The following is an 18,922-nucleotide window of genomic DNA, read 5'->3' on the forward strand; positions in this document are numbered from 1 at the left end:
AGTTTTACTCAATTTTTTTCAAAAAATTGCGGTTTCCAAAGGCAGTGAGGCAACGGAAGTTTGGGTTCCAGACCAAACTTCCGGGGCGCAAGCGCCCTTCTTCGGGGGTCTTCTCGGGCTTTCAGCCCGAAGCGCGCTTCGCGCGACGCCCCCTCAGTTTGCCTTACGGGCGAGGGGTCGGCGACCCCTCCCCGTAGGCCCCTCCCTTCCGGGCTGGGCGCCGCTTTTTTCCAAAATTAAAGTTTTACTCGATTTTTTCCAAAAAATCGCGGTTTCCAAAGGCAGTGAGGCAACGGAAGTTTGGGTTCCAGCCCAAACTTCCGGGGCGCAAGCGCCCTTCTTCGGGGGTCTTCTCGGGCTTTCAGCCCGAAGCGCGCTTCGCGCGACGCCCCCTCAGTTTGCCTTGCGGGCGAGGGGTCGGTGACCCCTCCCCGCAGGCCCCACCCCGACAAGCTGGGAGCGACTTCCTTTTTTCTCAACCTAAAGTTTTACTCAATTTTTTTCAAAAAATTGCGGTTTCCAAAGGCAGGGCCTTTGGTCGCTCATCGCACTGCGAGCCGCAGCGAAGCGTTTCGGAGCGCAACCGCCGAAGGCGGCTCTTGGCGCGGAGATCGAGCGAAATACTTTATCCTGTGAAGCGCGTTTTTCGGGTGAATTGCCTTGCCGCCTGAAAGGCGGAGGGGGGCTTTTGCAAGTGAAAAAGCCCCCTGCTCAGACCGTCGATCCGAAGACAAATATGACACAAAAAAGTATTGACGCAGCTGCACGCCAATACTTTTCCAAATTCCCTGTAGTTCCCCTGCAACAGCGGGGCCATGTTTTTATGCGTTGGTATTGTTTTCGATATATTTCACGATGTCGCCAACCGTCTTGATGTTCTCGATCTCCTCATCCGGGATTTCGGTGTCGAACTCTTCCTCGAGGCTCATCACCAGGTCAACAATATCGAGCGAATCCGCACCCAGGTCGCCTGTGATGCTGGCATCCATTGTGACTGCATCCTCTTCAACATCAAGCTGGTCCACCAGAATCTCTCTTACTTTTTCAAATACCATAAATCGTTCCTCCTAGCGTCTTGATTAAACCGGCAGAATACCGGTCAAAGGGGATTGACACCTTTCTGTTCGGTGAATACCCCAACCTTACGAAACTTATAATACCTGTTTTCCAACAGTTTGGCAATAGGTATTTTCATATATTTTGGGATCGTTTCCGAAATATATTTCCGGATTGCCTCCGCGGCCGCCTCGGGGTCGATATGCGCTCCCCCATCCGGCTCTGGAATGATCGTTTCCGCGACCCCGAACTCAACCAGGTCCTCCGCTGTGATCCGCATAATATTTGCCGCTTCCTTCTCACGGGAGGGGTCTTTCCAGAGGATCGACGCGAACCCACGCGGCGAGATCACCGAATAGATCGCGTTCTGCATCATCGCCAGCTCGTCACAGACACCCAGCGCAAGCGCGCCGCCGCTGCCGCCCTCCCCCAGCACGATCGAAATGACCGGGGTTTCAAGCTGCATAAACTCCATGAGATTGCGGGCGATTGCCTCTCCCTGTCCGCGCTCCTCCGCGCCTATGCCGCAAAAGGCGCCGGGCGTGTCGATCAGGCAGACCACCGGACGGTGGAACTTCTCCGCCTGTTTGGCAAGACGAAGGGCCTTGCGGTAGCCCTCCGGATGGGGCATCGAAAAATTGGTCTGCTGGTTCTCCTTGAGGTCGCGCCCCTTGACCTGTGCAAGCACTGTGACCGGCTGGCCATCCAGCGTACCGATCCCTCCCAGGATCGCCGCATCATCCCCGTAGAAGCGGTCCCCATGCAGCTCGATAAAATTTTCAAACACCATCGGCAGATAGTCCCGTACGGTCGGACGGTTTTTCTCATGGATGATCTGCATTCTATCCCAGGCTGTCTTTGCCATCGCCGGCACCCCCTGTCTGATGCAGCTTGAGCAGCTGCGAAATGGTCTTGCGCATGGCGCTGCGCTCTACAATCAGGTCAACAAACCCATGCTCCTGTGCAAACTCCGCTGACTGGAAATCTTCGGGCAGCCGCTGCCTGATCGTTCCTTCGATCACCCGGCGCCCTGCAAACCCCACCAGCGTCTTTGGCTCGGCGATGATGATGTCCCCCAGTGAGGCAAAGCTGGCGGTCACGCCGCCGGTGGTCGGATCGGTCAGAACGGTGATATAGAGCAGCCCCCGTTTGGAATGCCGCCCAACTGCACCGGAAGTTTTGGCCATCTGCATCAGCGAGATGATCCCTTCCTGCATCCTCGCGCCGCCGCTGGCTGTAAAGAGCACAACCGGGAGCCGCCTGCCCTCCGCCTGCTCAAACAGGCGGGTGACCTTTTCTCCCACCACCGAGCCCATCGACGCCATCATGAACCGGGTATCCATCACACCGATTGCGCAGGGGCTGCCCATAACCGTACATTCCCCGGTGATGACCGCATCCCGCAGGCCGGTTTTGCGGCGCAGATGGTAGACCTTTTCCGGATAGCCGGGAAAATCAATCGGATCGAGGCTCTTCATATGCTTGTCATACTCAATAAACGTGAAATTATCCGCAATCTGCTCAATTCTTTCCTGCGCGGTGAGCCGGGCGTGGTAGCCGCAGCTGGGGCAGACCTTGTTGCCGAGCAGGAACGCATCCATGAACTCCACCTTGCCGCAGCGGGGGCATTTGAACATCAGATTTTCCGGGATGCTCACTTTCCCCTTTGGGACACGGGGCTTATCGTAGGAAGCCCTCGTTTTGACCTTGGAAAACAGATCCTCAAGCATTTTCATACACCTCCGTTTGCAGATTTACTTGTGGAGCAGGCGGTCGAGGAACCCGATGTCGTAATCGCCCTCGGTGAACTCCTTGTTATGCAGCAGGGAGAGCTGGAAGTCGATGTTGGTGTCGACCCCTTCCACCAGAAATTCCGCCAATGCCCAACGCATCTTCATGATCGCTTCCCGGCGGGTCGCCGCGTGGACGATCAGCTTGGCGATCATCGAGTCGTAGTAGGGCGGGATGGTATATCCGGCGTAGACCGCACTGTCGATCCGCACCCCCGGTCCGCCCGGCATATAGAGCGAGCTGATCTCCCCCGGCGAGGGACGGAAATCCAGCGCCGGATTTTCGGCGTTGATCCGGCATTCGATCGCGTGGCCCTGCATGGTGATCTCTTCCTGACGCAGGCCCAGGCGTTTTCCCTGCGCGATCGCAAGCTGGGTTTTCACGATGTCCACCCCGGTGACCGTTTCGGTAACCGGATGCTCTACCTGAATGCGGGTGTTCATCTCCATGAAATAGAAGTTCCCCTGTTCATCCACCAGGAATTCGATTGTGCCAACGTTGTAGTAACCGGCGGCACGCACTGCGGCTTTGGCAGCTTCACCCATCCGGCTGCGCAGGCTTTCGTTCATCACCGGCGCTGGGGACGGGCACTCTTCAATCAGCTTTTGGTTGCGCCGCTGGACCGAACAGTCCCGCTCGCCGAGATGCAGCACATTCCCATGCTCGTCGGCCAGCACCTGGATTTCGATATGGCGGGGATTGACCAGGAACTTCTCCAGATAGATGTCCCCATCCCCAAAGCAGGCGATCGCCTCCTGCTGTGCGGCGTCGTAGGCGGATTCGATCTCATCGGCAGAACGGGCGATCCGGATACCGCGTCCGCCGCCGCCCGCCGAAGCTTTGACCATCACCGGATAGCCGATCCGGCCAGCGATCTCCCGCGCCTCCTGCGCGTCGGCAACCGCGCCGTCACTTCCCGGCACAACCGGCACCCCGGCCTGTTTCATTGTCTCTTTGGCGCGGGCCTTGTTGCCGAGCAGCTCGATCGACTCGGGGGAAGGCCCGATAAACTTGACCCCACAGGTGGCACAGAGACGCGCAAAATAGGCGTTCTCCGACAGGAAACCAAACCCGGGGTGGATTGCGTCCGCACCGGTCTGCTCACAGACCGCAAGGATCGCGTGCATATTCAGATAGCTGTCCTTGGAGGCAGGCGGGCCGATGCACACACATTCGTCTGCAATCTGCGCGTGCAGCGCCCTTCTATCCGCTGTCGAGCAGACCGCCACCGTCGGCAGGCCCATTTCACGGCAGGCGCGGATAATGCGCACCGCGATCTCCCCGCGGTTGGCAATCAGCACTTTTGAAACCATCATTTTCCCCTCTCAAAAAAGCGTCCCGCCGCGTGCGCGCGGCGGCGGGGGTTCTGCCCCTCGACCCCGCCACCTTTGAAAAGGTGGACGAAACTTTTGGTTTTGTAAGCCCCCAAAAAATCTATCCCCAATTAAAAGCTTTACGCAATTTTTCTCGAAAAATTGCGGTTTCCAAAGGCAGAGCCTTTGGCCGCTCATCGCACTGCGAGCCGCAGCGAAGCGTTTCGGAGCGCAACCGCCGAAGGCGGCAGTTTTTCGGGTGAATTGCCGCCCAACGGGCGGCAGGAGGGCGCTTTTTACAAGAGAAAAAGCGCCCTTGCAAAATGCGAAACAGATTGCTATAAGAGCCTTTTTGTTCCGATAAAATTTATGCGTTTTCGCCTTTGCTGAGTGCGAAGGTGATCTCTGCGCTCGCTGCCAGCTCCCCGTCGACCGTCGCGGTCGCGGTGCCGGTCCCAAAGCTGGATTTCAGCTTGAGCATTTCGACCTCCAGCCGCACCGTATCCCCCGGCAGCACTGGGCGGCGGAACTTGGCCTTGTCGATCTTCGCAAAAAAGGCGAGCTTTCCTTTGTTTTCCGGCATCGACAGCACGCACACCGCGCCTGCCTGCGCCAGCATCTCAATGGTCAGGACGCCCGGTGTGACCGGATGGCCCGGGAAATGCCCCTGGAACCAGTAGGAATCAGGCGCAATATATTTTTTCGCCACCACCCGTTTGCCCAGCTCCATCTCCTCGACCTCGTCGATCAGCAGGAACGGGTCCCGGTGGGGGATGATCTGTTTGATCTGCTCTTTGTCCAGCAATACCATGCAAACGCCCCCTTATTCCAGCCGCAGAACCGGCTGGCCGTATTCGACCGGCGCGCCGTTCTCGACCAGCACCTCGGCGACCACGCCGCTCTTATCCGCGGGCACCTCGTTCATCACCTTCATCGACTCGACGATGAACACGATGTCCCCTTCGGAAACCGCCTGCCCGACCTTGACAAACGGGTCTTTATCCGGCGAGCTTGCCGCATAGAACGTCCCGACAATCGGGGAAGTGATGACCTTGCCCTCTGGCTGTTTTTCCGGGGCGGGGACGGAGGCTTCCGCGGCTGCGACTGCCACCGCGACCGGGGCCGCCTGCACCGCAGCGGCGGGGGCCGGGGCCGGCGCTATAGACGGCGCCTGCTGGCCTTTGATTTTCAGGCGGAATTCCTCCACCTCGTAAACCAGCTCGCTGATCTCGTTTTTGTGCATACTGTCCATCAGCGCCTGGATCTGTTCGATCGTCATTTCCTTTGCCATCTTGTCAACCCTCAAATTTCTTCAGAAGTAGCGAAGCATTGTGCCCGCCGAACCCGAGTGAATTGGAAAGCGCGTATTTGATCTCGGTTTTGCGCGCACCTTCGGTCACATAGTCGAGGTCGCACAGTTCATCCGGGACCTTGTAACCGACAGTGGGGGGGAGGACTCCCTCTTCGAGCGCCTTCATGGTGATGATCGCTTCCACCCCGCCTGCCGCGCCGAGCATATGCCCGGTGACCGACTTGGTCGAGCTGACCGCCAGCTTGTAGGCGTGTTCCCCGAACGCCCGCTTGATCGCCGCAGTTTCACACTGCTCGTTCAGCGGGGTGGAGGTACCATGCGCGTTGATATAGCCGACCTCCCCGGGTTCGATCCCGGCTTCCCGGATCGCATGCAGCATCGCGTGTGCCGCGCCGTCGCCCTCCGGGTCCGGCCCGGTGATGTGGTGGGCGTCGTCGGTTGCGCCATAGCCCACGATCTCCCCGAGGATCTGTGCGCCGCGCGCTTTCGCGTGCTCATACTCCTCGAGCAGCAGCAGCCCCGCGCCCTCGGACATGACAAACCCGCTGCGCTCCTTGTCAAACGGGATACAGAGCCGGTCACAATCCTGTGATTCGGTGAGCGCGCCCATGTTCTGGAACCCCGCTACTGCAAATTCATTGATCGAGCCTTCCGAACCGCCGGTGATGCAGAGGTCGAGGTATCCATCCTTGATCTTGCGGAACGCCTCCCCGATCGCGTGTGCGCTGGTGGCGCAGGCAGTCACCGGGGCGAAATTATCCCCTCTGAACTTGTATTCAATCGCGATCTGGCCAGCCGCCATATTACAGATCATCATGGGAATCAGAAAGACCGATACCCGGTCCGGGCCTTTTTCCAGAAACTTTGCGTGCTCGGTGACGGTCGATTGAAAGCCGCCGATCCCGCTGCCGACGATGACGCCCGCGCGATAGGGGTCTATCCCCGAAAGATCGCCTGCACTGTCGATCAGCTGCTTTGCCGCTGCCATCGCAAACTGGGTATACCGGTCCATCCGGCGGGCTTCCTTCTTGTTCAGCCCCATTGAGACCGGGTCCCAGTTGCGGATCTCCGCCGCATTTTTCACCTTCAGCCGGGAGGTATCAAACGACGAGATCGGCGCAAATCCATGTTTCCCCTGTTTGACGTTCTGCCACATGCTTTCTGCATCCAGACCAACCGGTGTGACTGCGCCAACCGATGTGATGACCACTCGTTTCATTCTTTTGCACTCCTCTGTTTTCTATCTCCGTTCACATGACGATTCCGCCGTCCACACAGAGCACCTGCCCGGTGATGTAGGACGCGCTGTCCCCCGCGAGGAACGCCACCGCGTTGGCAACGTCCTCCGGTTTCCCGGTCCGACCCAGCGAGATCCGCTCGATAATCGCCGCCTTTGCCTTATCCGGCAGCTTTTCGGTCATATCCGTTTCGATAAAGCCGGGCGCCACCGCGTTGACGGTGATCCCCCGCGCGCCAAGCTCTTTGGCCGCAGATTTGGTCATCCCGATGATCGCGGCCTTGGAAGCCGAATAGTTGAGCTGCCCGGCATTCCCATAGACACCCGCTACCGACGAGATGTTGATGATCCGTCCGCCGCGCTGTTTCATCATCACCGGCACCACCTGCCGCATCATGTTAAAAACACTCTTCTGGTTCGCCGCGATCACGTCGTCGAACTGTGCCTCCCCCATCCGGGCGATCAGGCCGTCGCGGGTGATCCCCGCGTTGTTGACCAGCACGTCGATCCTGCCCCAGCGCGCCATCACCCGCTTGACCATCTCGGCGCACTCCTCAAACTGCGACACATCCGCGGTAAAGCAATCGGCGTCCACCCCATGCTTCATACATTCGTTGGCGACCTCCCGGGCTGCCAGCGCAGTCTGCTCGTTGCGGCAGTTGATCGCCACATCGAACCCCTGCTGTGCCAGCGCAAACGAGATTGCGCGGCCGATCCCCTGTCTGGCGCCTGTGACCAGTGCAACCTTACTCAAACGTAATCCCCCTCTCAGCAACCAGATTTTTCAGCAGCGCTTCGCTGGTCTGCATCAGTTCATCCGCGATCACCTTTGCAGGGGCGATCCGGGAAACCAGGCCCGAAATCTGCCCCGCCATAAAGCTGCCCTCTTCGAGGTTGCCGTCCTGCACCGCTTTGCGCAGCGAGCCGGCCGCAAACTTTTCAAACTCCTCGAGCGAGATCTCCTTATGCTCCATCTTGGCGAGCCTGCGGGTCAGCTTGGTTTTGAGCGACCGGATCGGTGCGCCGCCGTTGCGGCCGGTCACGATCGTCTCGGTATCTTTGGCCTTGACGATCAGGTTTTTATAGTTCTCATGCGCCGGGCTTTCCTCCGCGCAGACGAAGATGGTGCCGCACTGCACCGCCTGTGCCCCCAGCGCAAACGCCGCGGCGACCCCGCGCGCATCCGCGATGCCGCCCGCCGCAATAACCGGGACCGAAACCGCGTCCACAACCTGCGGCACCAGCGTCATGGTGGTCAGCTCCCCGATATGGCCGCCCGATTCGCAGCCCTCCGCGACCACCGCATCCGCACCTGCGCGCTCCATCCGTTTGGCGAGCGCCGCCGACGCGACCACCGGGATCACCTTGATCCCTGCATTTTTCCACATCTCCATGTATTTTCCGGGGTTGCCCGCGCCGGTGGTCACGACCTTGACCCCCTGTTCGGCACAGATGCGCGCCACATCGTCGGCAAACGGGCTCATCAGCATGACGTTGACGCCGAACGGTTTATCGGTGAGGGATTTTGCCTCCCGGATCATCCCTTCGACCACCTCGCCCGGGGCAGCAGACGCCCCGATCAGGCCAAGGCCTCCTGCGTTGGAAACCGCAGCAGCAAGTTTTGCGTCCGCGACCCATGCCATCCCGCCCTGGAAGAGCGGGTATTGGATGCCCAGCATCCGGGTAATCTCTGTTTTTATCATGTTTGTTTCCACCTTATTTTCATTTTCCTGTATTTGAAACGTTTCCAATGCCGAACCTTCCCCAGCCCTCTGGCTTCTGCCGGCCGCTGTGCGCATCCGTACCCTGCGTCAAGCGTTCGGCCGGTTGGGGAAAACGGGGGGTTAGTAGGAGAATACCGCTCCCGCATAGACCAGCCCTGCGCCGAATCCGGCAACCCCGACCTTCTGCCCCCGGGTCAGCCGGCCCGCGCGGATCATCTCATCCAGCGCAATCGGGATGCTGGCTGAACTGGTATTTGCGGTCTCATGGATGTTCACCCACGCCTTTTCCATCGGCAGGCCAAGCTTTTTCATCGCGGTCTGGATGATCCGAATGTTTGCCTGGTGGGGGACCACCCAGTCCAGGTCGGACAGCCCAATCCCCGCCTTGTCGCAGCAGCGGCGGAGTGTATCGGGCATGGCGGCGGTTGCGAACTTGTAAACCGCTTTTCCATCCATATAGAAGGTCCCGTCCTGCGCCGGAATCCCGCAGATCTGGTTTTCCGCCGCAGGCTGTCCCGCAAACGGGATTTCCGGGCGGCGGTGGCGTCCGAACATGAAATGTGCGCCGGTCCCGTCCGCCCCAAGATCGGTGGCAAACAGCACATCCTCCGCCTGCACGACACATGCGCCCGCACCATCCCCAAACAGCACACAGGTCGAACGGTCGGAAAAGTCGGTGGCCCGGGAGAGCATCTCACTGCTCACGATCAAAACGGTGTGTATATCCCCACAGGCGAGATACCGCCGCGCCATATCCAGCGCGTAGACATATCCCGCACAGGCACAGGCGATGTCGATACAGGAGGCGTGGACCGCCCCAATCTCCCCTTGTACTATGCAGCTCATCGATGGGGAGAGATAATCCGCCGTTACGGTGGTAAAGAGGATCAGGTCAATCTCCTCCGGGCGGACCCCTGCCGCTTCTATTGCCCGCTGCGCCGCCTTGACCCCCATGCTCCAGCAGGTGTCCTGCTCTGCAATATGCCGCCGGCTGATTCCGGTACGGGTGCGGATCCATTCGTCCGAGGTTTCCACGATCCGGGTGAATGCTTCGTTTTCTACTACATGGTCAGGCAGATAGCTGCCTGTTCCGCATATCCTGATTCCTGTCATGTACTGCTCCTGTTTCCCCTGCCTTTTTCGCCCCGGGCCTTGCATCCCTCCTGCTGGCTGTGGTAAAATATCCAGCAGATATTCCCTGTCAGACACAGTGCCAGCCGTGTACTGTGCTCCTGAAATCGGGAAGGGCAAAAATGTAACAGTTGTTATATTCCTTCATTATGATAAAGGGAGAGGCCATAATTTGTCAATACCTAATTTGTGAATTTTTTTGGCCGCCCCGGCTGCAAGCTGTTTCACCGGGTCAAAAGCAGGCCCGGAAAACCGTTCCCGGCCCGCCGGGACGGGAATCCCGGAAGAAAGGCGCTGGCCCCTTTGGCCGGTAAGACAGCGTCAGGCGTTTGAGAGAACCAAGGGCCTGTTGAAAAGAGGGAATGAGCAGATTTTTCACAGCAGACGCTGCTTCTATAAAAAGATGGCTATTTCCATTTTTCAGGCAGCCCCTAAACTATTTCAAAGAATGGAGCGATCAGTGATGGCAAAAACAGCTTTCCTTTTCAGTGGACAAGGCTCCCAGTATCCCGGCATGGGAAAGGAGCTTTACGAGGCCTTCCCGGCGGCGCGTGCAGTCTACGAGTGCGGCGGGGATATCCTAGGCTTTGATCTGGCAAAGCTCTCGTTCGAGGGGGACGAGGCGTCCCTCGCCCAGACAAAGGTTTCCCAGCCCGCGATCTTCGCGGTTTCGATGGCGGCTTATGCGGTGGTATCCGAATTTTTGCAGCCGGACGCATTCGCCGGGCATTCACTGGGCGAGTACGCCGCCCTCACCGCAGCGGGTGCTTTCTCTCTCGAGGACGGGTTCCGGGTGATCGGCGCGCGTGCGGCCGCGATGCAACGGGCAGCGGACGCAAACCCGGGCAGCATGTTTGCGATTGTCGGCAGCGATGAACAGACGGTCTCGCGCGTCTGCGAGGAAACCCCGGGCTACCTGCTGCCGGTCAACTTCAACAGCCTGTCCCAGACGGTGATCGCAGGCGAAGTGGAGGCCGCGCAGGCGGCTGCGGACCGCCTTGCGGGGATGGGCGCCAAAGCGGTCAAGCTGGCGGTTTCGAGCGCGTTCCACTCCAGGATGATGGCTCCTGCCGCCGAGGAGTTCCGCGCTGCGATCGCAGATGTCAAAACCAACCCGCTTTCCAAACCATTCTACTCTAATCTTAACGCGAAACCGCTCGATCCCGACACGGATCTTGTCGAATACCTCGCAACACATCTGATTTCTCCGGTCCGGTTCCATGAGGAGGTCTCTGCGATGCTCTCCGACGGGATCGAACGGTTTGTCGAACTCGGTCCCAACAAGGTGCTGACCATGCTGGTCAAACGTGGGTTCAAACAAGCATCCGCCATGAACGTTGAGAACCTCAAGACCCTTGAAAAGCTCAAGGGCTCCCTGTGAGGGCGGGCAGATGGGCGGCTATCGGCTGATCGGGCATCCGCTGGGGCACAGTATGTCCCCGCAAATCCACGAACGGCTCTTCGCGCTTGAGGGACGGACGGACAGCTACAGCCTGTTCCCGTTCCCGCCGGACGAGCTGGAAACACAAGTCCCCATCCTGCGCGGGCTGGAAGGGTTCAATATTACGATTCCCTATAAACAGGCAATCCTTCCCTTCCTCGACAGTTTGGACGGTTCTGCGGCCCTTTACGGGGCGGTGAATACCGTCCGGGTGCAGGATGGCCGGATGACCGGTTACAATACCGACTGTGACGGGTTCCTGCGCACGATGCAGGCCCACGGATTTTCGCTGAAAACCTCCGTCTGTGTGGCCGGGGCGGGCGGCGTCGGGCGGATGTTTGCGATCGAGGCGGTCCGGCAGGGCGCAGAACTGACCATCGCTGTGCGCGACCTTTCAAAAGGGCAGGCGCTCGCACGCGAGATCAGCGAACGGTTCGGCTGTTCGGTGCAGGTTTCCACGCTTGATGCGCTCGACCGCCCGTTCGGGCTGATCATCAATGCAACGCCGGTCGGGATGTCCCCGCAAACCGGTGTTTCCCCGCTGCCCGGGCCGGTCACTGCGCGAGCCGGCGCCGTGTTTGACTGCATCTACAACCCTCGTGAAACCCGGCTGCTCTGCGATGCAAGGAAAGCTGGGGTCCCTTTTGCGGGCGGGATGGAAATGCTCGTCTGGCAGGCAGCGGTTGCACACGAAATCTGGCATGGCTCGCAGTTTTTACCCGCGCAGATTGATCTGTTGGTCGACGAGATGAATGCCCTGCTCGACCGGAAAGCGGGGGAAGCAGATGCGTAATATCATCCTCTGCGGTTTCATGGGCTGCGGCAAAACCACTGTGGGACAGCATCTGGCGCGGCTGACCGGCCTTTCCTATGTGGACCTGGACGCCGAGATCGAATTCGAGCAGGGGGTCCCCATTCCGGAAATTTTTGCCGCGCAGGGGGAACCGTATTTCCGCGATCTCGAGCACCAGGCGGTCAAGCGCCTGGCGGGACGCTCCCGATGTGTCGTCTCAACCGGCGGCGGCGCGCTCACCTTCCGGCGCAATATCGACGCGCTTTCTCGAGAGGATCTCGTGGTCTTTCTGGATGCAGCATTTCCGATCTGTTACCAGCGGATCAGGTGGAGCGACCGCCCGATCGTGCAGTCGAGCACGCCGGAGGAGCTGTATGCGCTGTTCGAGGCGCGGCGCACATGCTATCTGGAGGCATCCTCCTTCACAGTGGATGCCAGCCAAACAGTGGCGCAGATCGCCGGAGAGATTGCAGCCCGCTACCGCTGCATGGACTGGGAGAAAGCCTGAAAAGCGCACTTTCTCAAAATGCAGAAAAACCGCGTACCGATCTGTCTTTCGCATCGGTGCGCGGTCGTTTTATCATGGTCAAAACAGTTTGATGCAGGGGGCTTTTTCACTTGCAAAAAGCCCCCTCTTGCCGCTTCGCGGCAATTCACCCGAAAAACGCGCTTCACAGGATAAAGTATTTCGCTCATTGCGATGAGCGACCAAAGGCTCTGCCTTTGGAAACCGCGATTTTTTGGAAAAAATCGAGTAAAACTTTCGTTTTGGAAAAAAGCGGCACCCAGCCCGTAAGGCAAACTGAGGGGGCGTCGCGCGAAGCGCGCTTCGGACCGCAGGTCCGAGAAGACCCCCGAAGGAGAGCGCTTGCGCCCCGAAATTTTTCTCGATAAAATTGAGTAAAACTTGAAATACCAAACAGGTTCTCAGCCGTCCGCCTTCCTATCCCGCCCGGAATGGAACTTTTCCGGGCTGGCCTGCGCGGCGGCGAGCACCTCCGCTACCTTTTCCACATCCACGTCCCGGTCCTGTTGAAACTTCGTCCGCCCAAGCAGTTTCCCCAGTTCGGAAAACTGCACCACATCTTCGGATTTGATATAACTGGTGACCCCGCGTTTAGCTGCGGTAATCACCACCGCATGCTCGGGGGAGGGCAGCTTGATCCCCGCCTCGTGCAGCAGATAGAGCACCCGTCCGGCGCAACGGTCGGCCTGAAGCAGGGGATTTTCCATCCGATAACGCCCCTGTCCAGGAACGCCGAGCGACCAGTATTTGTCACCGGGCTTTCCGTAATAATCCCCGGCAAAGATAATATCATAAACCAGCAGGACCCCAAAATATCCAATCAGGATATGATCCGCCCAGCCGGTTTGCCCGTTGGCCTCCAGTTTCACGTCATCCAGCACCCGGAATCCGCGCGGTGCGGCAAACCGCTTTAGCCGGCGGCTGACCCTGCATTTTTCACTGTGCTCATTTCTGCGCCAGTTGTAAGCGATCCGGACAACTACAATCACCGCCGCTACTGCCAGCATCACCAACCCGGTGATGGCAGCAAACCGGTCGAGATCAAATTTTTCCATGCAACATCCCCCATAATGATCTTAGAGCCTGTTTAGCACCTAAAGTTTTACTCCATTTCTTTGCTCCGGTTTCCATAATTTAAAGTTTTACTCGATTTTTTTCAAAAAATCGCGGTTTCCAAAGGCAGAGCCTTTGGCCGCGCTCCGCAGAGCGCGGAACGCTTTCTCCTGTGAAGCGCCTTTTTCGGGTGAATTGCCGCGAAGCGGCAAGAGGGGGCTTTTTGCAAGTGAAAAAGCCCCCTTGCATAACTACTGAACGGGTTCTTAGAAGCTGTTTTGGATACAGACTTTAAAGGTCCCTTGTACAAACTATAGCAAATTTCATGCGGATTTGCAAGGAAATCTGCTGGATATTCGATTCTCTGTTCTGCCGGTTCTGACCAAAAAAGGGGGGTGGTTTGTAAACATTGTTTAAAAGGTGGATTGTTACAGTTGAACCGCAGGACAAAATCCGGTATACTCTAATTTGATATATCAAACCATTGAAAAAAGAAAGATCTGCTTTTCGGCGGCGGGCAACGATCTGCCGCACGTGAAACCGGTCTATTGAGATTGAACTGGAGGCGTTTTTTTGAAACGGCTGATCTGCTTTTGTGCGGCAATCCTGCTGGCCTTCCCGTTGGGCGGCTGCGATTCCGCACAGACCAGCGCAGAGGTGTATCTGGACAGCGGTATAGCTGATTCCGGAGAAGGGCTGACGCTGTACTTTGAGGAAGAGGAGGCTGCCGCCCAGGCGCTTGAGGAAATTTATGAAACCGTGGATGTACGCGGCCTTGCGTTTGCCAACCGGGACCTGCTCAAAAACAAGTTCTTCATCAACCCTGACTATCTCGAGGAATTCCACGTGAAATACGCGTCCGGGCGGTATGGTGTGGCGGATGTATTCCTGCTCAAACCTTACCCGGAATACCGCGCAGATGTGCGTGAATCGCTCGAACAAGTCAAGGTGAGCCGGGTCAAGGAGTTCGAAAATTTCGACATCTACAATTCCTACCGGATCGCACAGGACGCGGTCATCTTTGAGCAGGGGGAATATGTGGTCATGCTCATGCTCGACGATACCGAAACCGCCCGCGCAGTCATCAACCGGCATCTCCCGCAGTAATTCCACACCTGCGGCGGCTTTGTCCCTCGGCCCCGCTGGCTTTGCACTTTTATCTGGGCTTGTGGAGAGGGTCGGCCGTTTCGATTTTCCAAACAGCCCTATTTTGAAATCAGAGAAAAACAGTGATCGGGTTTTTTGAACCGCTTTTTCGCTGTAAGACAACAGCACAACTGTTTTTCAGGGAGGTCCGTTTTCGATGTCCGATTCCAATTTCCGCCGGGTTCCTCTGCTCGATGAACTGCGCGGCCTGGTGATCCTGCTGATGGTCTTTTATCACGCCGCTTACGATCTGGTCTATATCTTCGGCGTGAACTGGCCGTTTTTCAGCTCCCCGCTGATGCACTGGCTTCAGCTTTTCATTGCCACCTCGTTCATTACCGTCTCGGGCATCTGCTGCCGGTTCTCCCGCAACAACCTGAAACGCGGCCTGTTGACCTTCGGGCTTGGCATGGTGCTGACCGTTGTGACCAGTCTGTTCATCCCGGAACAGATCGTCCGGTTTGGGGTCCTGCATCTGCTTGGGGCATCGATGGTTCTTTTTGCCCTGCTCGAGCCCCTGCTCGACCGGATCCCCACCCCGTTTGGGGCCCCGGTTTTTGGATTCCTGCTCTTTGCTACCCTGTATGTCCCCTATCGCGCCATCGGGATTCCTCCTCTGCTCTTCCGGCTCCCCGATGCCCTTTACGAATCCGGGTGGCTGTTCCCCTTTGGATTCCCTACCGCCGGTTTCTATTCCTCCGACTATTTCCCGCTGATCCCCTGGCTTTTCCTCTTTTTGGCCGGTTCTTTCCTGGGGGTCTATGCCCGGGAAGGAAGGATGCCTGCCATCGCTTACGAAAGCCATCTGCCGCTGCTCGCCCGGGTCGGACGTCATACCATCTGGATTTATATGCTCCATCAGCCGATCACATACGGCTTGCTGTGGTTTCTGTTCCATATCCTCAGACAGCCCTGAACGCTGTACAAAACACAAAAAGGCCGGTCTTTCCGCTGGAAACGGAAAAACCGGTCTTTCTCTCTGCCCAGGCAGCAACCCCCGGACAAAAAGAAAAGAACCGGATGCCTGTGCATCCGGTTCAGCTTGTTTGAGGTGTGTTTTGAGGAGGGTAGAGATACTCAAAATGTTTGCGGCTAATCTTGAGTACAGTTATATTATAACGGATCCTCAAAATAGTGTGTGAATGAGCCATGTACGAACCATGAAAAATATTCACATTTTCTCTGAACATTCTATTGATAGCGTCGAAATTTGCCGATTATACGGCGCAAAACATGGCAATAAAGTTGTTTGGAACATACGTTTGAAATTCTGAAAAAGATATGTTATAATGAGAGCATCTGAAAAGAATCCTTCTTTTCACGCCTGCGGCGGGATTTCCGCAGGCAGCTGCTGTCAGCAGGATTACAGGAGCCAGCTTATGCCGATGATACAGAAGAAACCCTATATTGAGAAAGTGAGGGATCGTCTTGCGGGAGCTTACTACAAAGGAATCCGCTGTATTTGACCTGATCCGGCGGTCGATTGAAAAGGGCGTTATCCCCAGTGTACGCGAGATCGGTGCGGAACTGGGCATCAAATCCACTTCGTCGGTGCACCGTTATCTGACCAGCCTCGAGGAAAAAGGCTACATTGAGCGTGGAGACGGGCTGAACCGCTCGATCCGCCTGCCGGGCAGCCAGGTTTCCCACATCCCTGTGCTCGGCGTTGTCACCGCTGGACAGCCCATTCTGGCGGTTGAGTCGGTCGAAGAATACATCCCGGTACAGCTGCGGGGAAATTCAAAAGAACTGTTTGCCCTGCGGGTGCGCGGGGAAAGCATGATCAAAGCCGGCATCCTCGACGGCGATCTGATTATCGCCCGCCGGACCCCCACCGCTGAAAATGGCGAAATCGTCGTCGCGCTGATTGATGATGAGGCAACGGTCAAGCGGTTTTATAAAGAAAACGGCGGCTTTCGGCTTCAGCCGGAAAATGATACGATGGAACCGATCTATACCGACCATCTGATGATTCTCGGGCGTGTGGTGGGCTTACAGAGGGAGTATTGATGGTACTCCCCTCCTCATTTGCCGAGATCGACCCGATCCTTGTCCTGCCGGGCCAGTTCTATCTGAAGCCCCATTCCCTTTTGCGCCCGCTGATCGCCCATTACACCGTCTCAATCGAGCGGAACAGCTATGGAACCAGCTCCCCTGCACTTTCCCTCATCCCCGATGCGAGCGGCTGTCTGGTGTTTACCTGTGAAAATGGGCAGATCTGCGGACAGGTATGGGGCGCGACCACCCGGGTGGTGGATGTCTCCACCCGCCCGGTTCCCTTCCGGCTCTTCGTGGAATTCCTCCCCGGAGGGCTGTTTTCGCTGCTCTACGGCAACCAGGCTGCTCTGCGCGACCTCCGGCTCCCGCTCGAGCAGGTCGATGCCGCACTGCACCATGCAATCTGTGAGACCCTCCAAACGACCTCAACGGCGCAGGAACTGGTCGAAAAGCTGGACAGGCTCTTTCTGCACCGCCTGTTTCTGCATCCACTCCCGGATGCGGCTGTATCGGCCGCAAACCGGCTGATACATGCAGATGGCCTGCTTTCGGTGCAGGAGCTTTCCCGGCTGGAACATTACAGCGAGCGCCATCTGAACCGGCTGTTCCGCCTTCATTTTGGCATGGGTGTCAAAACATTTGCGCGGCTCTCCCGGATCAACGCCGCTATCCGCCTGATGGAGGCCAGCCACAGCTTGGCCAGCCTTGCACAGGAAACCGGATTTTACGATCAGGCGCATTTTGACCGTGATTTCCACGAAATTTGCGGGGTTTCCCCCCGGACATTCCTCCAAAATAAGTCCGATTTTTACAAGGAACCGTTTAAATTTTGAGCTATGATAGAATTGTTTCTATTGTTACCCAAAAATATGAAGGAGGAATTCTCATGATCGAATCAAGATGCGGGTTGCTCTGCTCTGCCTGTGAATATCGAGAACAACCCGGCTGCCAAGGCTGCACGAAGATCAACAAACCGTTCTGGGGGGACGCCTGCCCGGTGAAATCCTGCTGTGAGCAAAAACAGCTTTCACATTGTGGGGAATGCCCGGAATTTTCCTGCGAACTGCTGAAACAATTTGCCTATGATCCAAAGCAGGGGGACGGCGGCAAGCGGATTGAACAGTGCAAACAATGGAAAGAGGAGATGTCCAATGGCGTCCACGCCTGACTTTATGCAGTTTGTGGAGGAGCAGCTCCGGGAAGCCGGGGCGATCAGCCACTATAAAATGATGGGGGATTACGTGGTTTACTGCGACCTAAAGGTCGTCGGGGTGGTGTGCGGCAATCAGTTTTACATCAAACGGCTTCCTGTATCCGAGCCGTTTTTCCCAAATGCAACCCCCGTCGCCCCAACCGGCGGCAAGGACACCCACTTTTTGGTCGAAAATCTGGAGGATACCGCATTTCTGGCACAGCTTGTTCGCGCTGTCTGCGACGCTCTCCCTCCTCCGAAGCCCAAAAAACGGAAGGAGAAAGCTACATGAAATTGCAATGTCCCATGTTGGTCGTTTCGGATTTAGCGGCCTCCCGCGCTTTCTATGAGACCCTGCTCGCACAGGAGGTCATTCTGGATTTCGGCGCAAACATCACCTTCAACGGTGGCTTCGCCCTACAAACGGAAGAAAGCTGGTTGCAATTCATCGGAAAACCCAGTTCTGTTTTAAAAAAGAAGCCTCATGATACGGAGCTTTACTTCGAAACAGAATCTTTTGACAGCTTTCTGCAACATCTGGGAACCCAAACGGTCGAATTGGTGCATCCAGTACAGGATATGCCGTGGGGGCAGCGTCTGATCCGCTTTTATGACCCGGATGGACATATCATCGAGGTCGGAGAAAGTATGCAGACGGTCATCTGTCGTTTTTTGCGGCAGGGTATGTCCGCCGAAGAAGTGGCCCAGAAATCCCAGCACCCGATTGAATTTGTCCGCCAGTGCGAATCCCTGCTGGATCAATAAAAAGAAAAGACTCGGAGTCTCCTCCGAGTCTTTTTCATGCTGGCATAGACCTATCTTCCCGGGCGGTCTCCCGCCAAGTATTGTCGGCACTGCTGAGCTTAACTTCTGTGTTCGGAATGGGAACAGGTGGAACCTCAGCGTAATAAACACCAGCCGTTCGGCATATTGATCGCCTGCCGACGGCAATTGGCGCCTCAAGTTGGACTCGAACCAACGACCCTGCGGTTAACAGCCGCATGCTCTACCGACTGAGCTATTAAGGCAAAATGGGAATACAGCACAACATCTGCTGTGCTGTATTCAAGAGCTGGCATAGACCTATCTTCCCAGGCAGTCACCCACCAAGTATTGTCGGCACTGTTGAGCTTAACTACTGTGTTCGGAATGGGAACAGGTGGATCCTCAACGTAATAAACACCAGCCTTTGGTGACCCGTGCGGGAAT

At 57.0% G+C, this 18,922-nt stretch carries 21 protein-coding genes, 1 tRNA gene and 2 rRNA genes; 10 read left to right on the forward strand and 14 right to left on the reverse strand.

The window, feature by feature from the left end; all coding sequences use genetic code 11:
* Positions 1-821 precede the first annotated feature (821 nt).
* The 10 genes from acpP to D5269_RS14115 all read right to left on the reverse strand — a co-directional run bounded on the left by acpP (position 822) and on the right by D5269_RS14115 (position 9,546).
* On the reverse strand, positions 822-1,055 hold the full coding sequence (gene acpP / locus D5269_RS14070) for an acyl carrier protein (RefSeq protein ID WP_016317687.1): 234 nt from the start codon (positions 1,053-1,055) through the stop codon (positions 822-824).
* Positions 1,056-1,099: 44 nt separating this feature from the next.
* Positions 1,100-1,921 (reverse strand): acetyl-CoA carboxylase carboxyltransferase subunit alpha, encoded by an 822-nt coding sequence (locus D5269_RS14075; RefSeq protein ID WP_120486417.1) that lies wholly within the window; start codon positions 1,919-1,921, stop codon positions 1,100-1,102.
* On the reverse strand, positions 1,899-2,786 hold the full coding sequence (gene accD / locus D5269_RS14080) for an acetyl-CoA carboxylase, carboxyltransferase subunit beta (RefSeq protein ID WP_016317685.1): 888 nt from the start codon (positions 2,784-2,786) through the stop codon (positions 1,899-1,901). The genes D5269_RS14075 and accD overlap by 23 nt, the downstream gene beginning before the upstream one ends.
* Positions 2,787-2,810: 24 nt before the next feature.
* Positions 2,811-4,160 carry an acetyl-CoA carboxylase biotin carboxylase subunit gene (locus tag D5269_RS14085; RefSeq protein ID WP_022788295.1) on the reverse strand — a complete coding sequence of 450 codons (1,350 nt, stop codon included), beginning with the start codon at positions 4,158-4,160 and terminating at the stop codon, positions 2,811-2,813.
* A 367-nt stretch (positions 4,161-4,527) separates the two neighbouring features.
* Positions 4,528-4,971: a 3-hydroxyacyl-ACP dehydratase FabZ gene (gene fabZ / locus D5269_RS14090; RefSeq protein WP_016317683.1), complete on the reverse strand. Its 444-nt coding sequence runs from the start codon at positions 4,969-4,971 to the stop codon at positions 4,528-4,530.
* 12 nt (positions 4,972-4,983) lie between these two features.
* Entirely contained in the window at positions 4,984-5,451 is a 468-nt protein-coding gene (accB, locus tag D5269_RS14095) for an acetyl-CoA carboxylase biotin carboxyl carrier protein (RefSeq protein WP_016317682.1), read from the reverse strand.
* A 4-nt stretch (positions 5,452-5,455) separates the two neighbouring features.
* Entirely contained in the window at positions 5,456-6,691 is a 1,236-nt protein-coding gene (fabF, locus tag D5269_RS14100) for a beta-ketoacyl-ACP synthase II (RefSeq protein ID WP_120486418.1), read from the reverse strand.
* Positions 6,692-6,722: 31 nt separating this feature from the next.
* On the reverse strand, positions 6,723-7,463 hold the full coding sequence (gene fabG / locus D5269_RS14105; protein ID WP_016317680.1) for a 3-oxoacyl-[acyl-carrier-protein] reductase: 741 nt from the start codon (positions 7,461-7,463) through the stop codon (positions 6,723-6,725).
* The gene (gene fabK, locus D5269_RS14110; RefSeq protein WP_120486423.1) at positions 7,456-8,409 is read right to left on the reverse strand and encodes an enoyl-[acyl-carrier-protein] reductase FabK; all 954 of its coding nucleotides are present in this window, start codon (positions 8,407-8,409) and stop codon (positions 7,456-7,458) included. Before fabK ends, fabG begins: the two co-directional genes overlap by 8 nt.
* A gap of 144 nt (positions 8,410-8,553) precedes the next feature.
* Positions 8,554-9,546, reverse strand: coding sequence for a beta-ketoacyl-ACP synthase III (locus tag D5269_RS14115; protein ID WP_016317678.1), 993 nt, complete (start codon positions 9,544-9,546; stop codon positions 8,554-8,556).
* A 481-nt stretch (positions 9,547-10,027) separates the two neighbouring features.
* Here D5269_RS14115 and fabD point away from each other — a divergent pair, with 481 nt between their 5' ends.
* The 3 genes from fabD to D5269_RS14130 are packed head-to-tail and all read left to right on the forward strand — an operon-like array spanning position 10,028 to position 12,306.
* Positions 10,028-10,945, forward strand: a complete 918-nt coding sequence (gene fabD / locus D5269_RS14120) for an ACP S-malonyltransferase (protein ID WP_016317677.1) — start codon at positions 10,028-10,030, stop codon at positions 10,943-10,945.
* Positions 10,946-10,955: 10 nt separating this feature from the next.
* Entirely contained in the window at positions 10,956-11,798 is an 843-nt protein-coding gene (aroE, locus tag D5269_RS14125; protein WP_120486419.1) for a shikimate dehydrogenase, read from the forward strand.
* Positions 11,791-12,306, forward strand: a complete 516-nt coding sequence (locus tag D5269_RS14130) for a shikimate kinase (protein WP_016317675.1) — start codon at positions 11,791-11,793, stop codon at positions 12,304-12,306. The genes aroE and D5269_RS14130 overlap by 8 nt, the downstream gene beginning before the upstream one ends.
* A gap of 419 nt (positions 12,307-12,725) precedes the next feature.
* On the opposite strand, the gene D5269_RS14135 is transcribed toward D5269_RS14130, so the two are convergent.
* The gene (locus D5269_RS14135) at positions 12,726-13,379 is read right to left on the reverse strand and encodes a nuclease-related domain-containing protein (protein WP_016317674.1); all 654 of its coding nucleotides are present in this window, start codon (positions 13,377-13,379) and stop codon (positions 12,726-12,728) included.
* A gap of 571 nt (positions 13,380-13,950) precedes the next feature.
* Between D5269_RS14135 and D5269_RS14140 the strand changes: the two genes are divergently transcribed.
* The 7 genes from D5269_RS14140 to D5269_RS14170 all read left to right on the forward strand — a co-directional run bounded on the left by D5269_RS14140 (position 13,951) and on the right by D5269_RS14170 (position 18,478).
* Positions 13,951-14,484, forward strand: a complete 534-nt coding sequence (locus D5269_RS14140; RefSeq protein ID WP_016317673.1) for a DUF4358 domain-containing protein — start codon at positions 13,951-13,953, stop codon at positions 14,482-14,484.
* A gap of 196 nt (positions 14,485-14,680) precedes the next feature.
* Entirely contained in the window at positions 14,681-15,439 is a 759-nt protein-coding gene (locus tag D5269_RS14145) for a heparan-alpha-glucosaminide N-acetyltransferase (RefSeq protein ID WP_120486421.1), read from the forward strand.
* 512 nt (positions 15,440-15,951) lie between these two features.
* On the forward strand, positions 15,952-16,533 hold the full coding sequence (gene lexA, locus D5269_RS14150) for a transcriptional repressor LexA (protein ID WP_016317671.1): 582 nt from the start codon (positions 15,952-15,954) through the stop codon (positions 16,531-16,533).
* Positions 16,533-17,354, forward strand: coding sequence for a helix-turn-helix domain-containing protein (locus D5269_RS14155; protein WP_016317670.1), 822 nt, complete (start codon positions 16,533-16,535; stop codon positions 17,352-17,354). Before lexA ends, D5269_RS14155 begins: the two co-directional genes overlap by 1 nt.
* A gap of 53 nt (positions 17,355-17,407) precedes the next feature.
* Positions 17,408-17,689 (forward strand): DUF3795 domain-containing protein, encoded by a 282-nt coding sequence (locus tag D5269_RS14160; RefSeq protein WP_016317669.1) that lies wholly within the window; start codon positions 17,408-17,410, stop codon positions 17,687-17,689.
* Positions 17,673-18,005: a competence protein TfoX gene (locus tag D5269_RS14165; protein ID WP_158605009.1), complete on the forward strand. Its 333-nt coding sequence runs from the start codon at positions 17,673-17,675 to the stop codon at positions 18,003-18,005. Before D5269_RS14160 ends, D5269_RS14165 begins: the two co-directional genes overlap by 17 nt.
* Positions 18,002-18,478: a VOC family protein gene (locus D5269_RS14170; RefSeq protein WP_016317667.1), complete on the forward strand. Its 477-nt coding sequence runs from the start codon at positions 18,002-18,004 to the stop codon at positions 18,476-18,478. Before D5269_RS14165 ends, D5269_RS14170 begins: the two co-directional genes overlap by 4 nt.
* Before the next feature lie 37 nt (positions 18,479-18,515).
* Here the strand turns inward: D5269_RS14170 and rrf (D5269_RS14175) are convergent.
* The 3 genes from rrf (D5269_RS14175) to rrf (D5269_RS14185) form a co-directional block, all read right to left on the reverse strand.
* Positions 18,516-18,632 (reverse strand): 5S ribosomal RNA (gene rrf / locus D5269_RS14175).
* Positions 18,633-18,665: 33 nt separating this feature from the next.
* Positions 18,666-18,741, reverse strand: a tRNA-Asn gene (locus tag D5269_RS14180).
* Between the two features lie 42 nt (positions 18,742-18,783).
* Positions 18,784-18,900 (reverse strand): 5S ribosomal RNA (gene rrf / locus D5269_RS14185).
* Between the last annotated feature and the right edge of the window lie 22 nt (positions 18,901-18,922).

Source organism: Anaerotruncus sp. 1XD42-93, from assembly GCF_009917605.1.
Classification (GTDB): domain Bacteria; phylum Bacillota; class Clostridia; order Oscillospirales; family Ruminococcaceae; genus Anaerotruncus.